Below are 3,831 nucleotides of genomic sequence, written 5' to 3'. Positions count from 1 at the left end.
CTGGCCGCGTTCCTCACCGAACCGGAGGCGACAGGCTGCACGGGGCTGCACCGGGTGCTGTGCAGCGGCGAAGCGCTGCCACCGGAACTGGCCGCGCGGTTCCACGGCCTGTTGCCGGGCGTGGAGTTGCACAACCTCTATGGGCCGACCGAGGCGTCCGTGGACGTCACTTCCTGGCGTTGTACGCCCGGTTCGGCGAACGTGCCGATCGGGCGGCCGGTCTGGAACACCCGCGCGTACGTCCTCGACGCGGCGCTGCGGCCCGTCCCGCCCGGCGTGCCCGGCGAGCTGTACCTCGCCGGGGACCAACTCGCCCGCGGGTACCACGACCGGCCTGGCCTGACCGCCGAACGGTTCGTCGCCGACCCGTACGGAACCGGACAGCGGATGTACCGCACCGGAGACCTCGCACGCTGGAACCACCACGGCGAAATCGAATACCTCGGCCGCACCGACCATCAAGTCAAGATCCGCGGCGTCCGCATCGAACTCGGCGAGATCGAGAACGTCCTCACCGGGCAGGCCGGCGTGACCTCGGTCGTCGTGCTGGCGCGGGAGGACCGGCCGGGCGATCGGCGTCTCGTCGCGTACGTCACCGGCGACGCCGACCCGGCCGAGGTGAGGTCGGCGGCCGCGCGGGTCCTGCCGGAGTCCATGGTCCCGGCGGCCGTCGTCGCGCTGGACGAGCTGCCGCTGACCTCCAGCGGGAAGGTCGACCGCGCGGCGCTGCCCGCTCCCGTGTTCGGGGCGTCGGCCGGGTCGCGGGCTCCGGGTACCCCGGCCGAACGGCTGCTCTGTGAGATCTTCGCCGAGGTGCTGGGTTCCACGTCGGTGGGGGCGGATGACGGGTTCTTCGACCTCGGCGGGGACAGCATCCTGGCGATCCAGCTCATCTCCCGGAGCCGGGCCGCCGGGCTGATGATCAGCGCTCGGGACGTGTTCGAGCACCGGACACCGGCCGCCCTCGCGGCGGTCGCCCGGACGGCCGCCGACGTGACGACGCGAACGGAACCGCCGGGTGCGGGGATCGGGCCGGTGCCGCGCACGCCGATCGTCGCGTGGCTGGCCGAACGCGGCGGCCCGTTCGGCGCGTTCAGCCAGGCGATGCTCCTCACCGTGCCGCCGCATCTGGACATGGACCGGCTGACCACGGCGGTGCGGACGCTGCTGGACCACCACGACGCGCTGCGGACGCGGCTGCGCCGGACGGACGGCGACGCGTGGTGGCTGGAGACGACCCCGCCCGGAACCGTGGACGCGGCGATGTGCGTCGGCCGGGTGGAGGGGTACGACGGCGAGGCGATCGCGACGCGCGCCGAGGCCGCCCGCCGGAGCCTGGACCCGGAGGCCGGGGCGATGGTCCGGGTCGTCTGGTTCGACGCGGGCGACGCGCCGGGCCGACTGCTCCTGGTCCTGCATCACCTGGTCGTCGACGGGGTCTCGTGGCGGATCCTGCTGCCCGATCTGGTGCTGGCGCTGGAGGACGTGGCGCTGGACCCGGTGCCGACGTCGTACCGGAGGTGGGCGCAGCGGCTGGCGGCCGCCGCGAACCATCCACAGGTTGTGGACGAACTTCCGCGCTGGATCGAGATCCTCGACGTCGATGATCCGTCCCTCGGCGGCGCCGGGTCGCGGAACGTCGCCGCGTACACCGGAGCGGAGCTGCGGCGCTTCACCGTGACCCTGCCGCGCGAGCAGGCCGAACCGCTGCTGACCACGGTCCCCGCCGCGTTCCACTGCGGCGTGAACGACGTCCTGCTCACCGGGCTGGCCCGCGCCGTCACGGCCTGGCGACGCGACCGCGGGCAGGCGACCGACGGCGGCGTCCTGATCGACCTGGAAGGGCACGGGCGCGAGGATCCCGACGGCCTCGACGGCGAGACCGCCGAGGACCCGTACGGCGGTGCCGACCTCACGCGGACGGTCGGCTGGTTCACCGTGCTCCACCCGGTGCGGCTGAAGCCGGGCGGCGAAGACGCCGGGCAGGCGCTGAAACAGGTGAAGGAGCAACTGCGGGCCGTCCCGGCGGGCCTGACGTACGGGCTGCTGCGTCACCTGAACCCGCGGACCCGTGACCGGCTGGCCGCCCTGCCCACGCCGCAGATCGTCTTCAACTACCTCGGCCGGGTCGACACCGGGGACGGCGACTGGAGCCTGGCCCCGGAGTCCGACGTGCTCGGCCCCGGCCACGACCCGGACCTTCCGGTCTCCCACGGCCTGGAGATCGACGCCGTGACGCGGGACGGTGACCTGCGCGCGACCTGGGTCTGGCCCGGCGGATGGCTGCCCGAGACCGCGGTACGCGACCTGGCCGACCGGTGGTTCGCGGCGCTGCGGGAACTGGCCGGCGCGGACGGCGGCGGGTACACGCCCTCGGACCTGACCCTCGTCGAGCTGGACCAGGACGAGATCGAAGCGCTCGAAGATCTTTGGGAGCAGGGTTGAACCGGTCACAGATCGAGGACGTCTGGCCGCTGTCGCCGCTGCAGCACGGCCTGCTGTTCCACGCGCTCCTCGACGAACGGGACGTCTACGCGGCCCAGGTGGTCCTCGACGTCGAGGGCACGGTCGACGCGGACGCGCTGCGAAAGGCCGGGCAGGACCTGCTGCGCCGCCATCCCAACCTGCGCGCCGCGTTCCCGCACGACCGGCTGAAGAAGCCCGTGCAGGTCGTGCCGCGCTCGGTGGAGCTGCCGTTCCGGGAGGTCACGGCGGCCGACGAGGCCGAGGCCGACCGGATCGCCGACGCCGACCGTGTCGCGCCCTTCGACCTGACCCGTCCGCCGCTGATCCGCCTCACGCTCGTACGGATCGGGCCGGACCGGGCCCGGATCGTCCTCACCAACCATCACATCCTGTTCGACGGCTGGTCGACGCCGATCCTGGTCGTCGAACTGCTGACCCGCTACGCCGGCGCGCAGCCGCCGGCGGCCACTCCCTACAAGCAGTACCTCGCCTGGCTGAAACGGCAGGACCACGAGGCCGCGACCCGCGCCTGGACGGCCGCGCTCGACGGGATCGAGGAGCCCACGCTCCTGCTGCCCGAGGCGGCGGGCCTGGCCGCCGTCCTGCCGTCGGCCGTGTCCGAGGAACTGCCGGAGGAGTCGGCCGCCCGGCTTCGCCGGCGGGCCCGCGCGCAGGGCGTCACGCTGAACACGCTCGTGCAGGCCGCCTGGGGACTGCTGCTGGCACGGCTCACCGGCCGGTCCGACGTGGTGTTCGGCCAGGTCGTCTCCGGACGTCCGCCGGAGCTCCCCGGCATCGAGCAGATGGTCGGCCTGTTCGTGAACACGGTCCCCGTACGGCTCCGGGTCCGGGCCGACGAGACGCTCGCGGAGCTGCTCACCCGCCTCCAGGCCGAACAGGCCGCGCTCCTCGGACACCGGCATCTCGGCCTCGCGGAGATCACCGGCCTGGTCGGCGGCGGCGCGGTGGCCGGATCCGCGCTGTTCGACACGCTCACCGTGTTCGAGAACTACCCCTTCGACCCGTCCGCGATGGGCGAACCGGTGGCGGGCCTCCGGCTGACCGGCGCGGCGCAGCGGGACGCCACCCACTACCCCCTGACCCTGTACGTCGTCCCCGGCGACCGGTTGACCCTCCGTCTCGACCACCGGCCGGACGTCGTCGACGAGGACGCCGCCGCGACGCTGCTCGCCCGGTTCTCGAAGCTGCTGCACGCCATGGCCGAAACGCCTGACGTGCCGGTCGGCGCGGTGGATCTCCTGCTGCCCGGCGAGCGGCGGCGGGTGCTGGAGGAGTGGAACGACACGGCCCGTCCGGTACCGGCGGTGACGCTGGCGGACCTGTTCGAGGCACAGGCGGCCCGCA

General features: G+C 73.5%; 2 protein-coding genes. Both read left to right on the top strand.

The genetic code is table 11. From position 1 onward, the window contains the following. A partial coding sequence (locus AB0L00_RS45755; protein ID WP_364444572.1) for a condensation domain-containing protein occupies window positions 1-2,445 on the top strand: 2,445 nt, incomplete at its 5' end. Next, window positions 2,442-3,831: condensation domain-containing protein (locus AB0L00_RS45750; protein WP_364444570.1), on the top strand; the 1,390-nt coding region annotated here is incomplete at its 3' end. The genes AB0L00_RS45755 and AB0L00_RS45750, both read left to right, overlap by 4 nt.

The sequence above is a fragment of the Actinoallomurus sp. NPDC052308 genome, from assembly GCF_040679195.1.
GTDB classification, from domain to species: domain Bacteria; phylum Actinomycetota; class Actinomycetes; order Streptosporangiales; family Streptosporangiaceae; genus Actinoallomurus; species Actinoallomurus liliacearum.
This window is presented reverse-complemented; position numbering and strand designations above follow the sequence as displayed.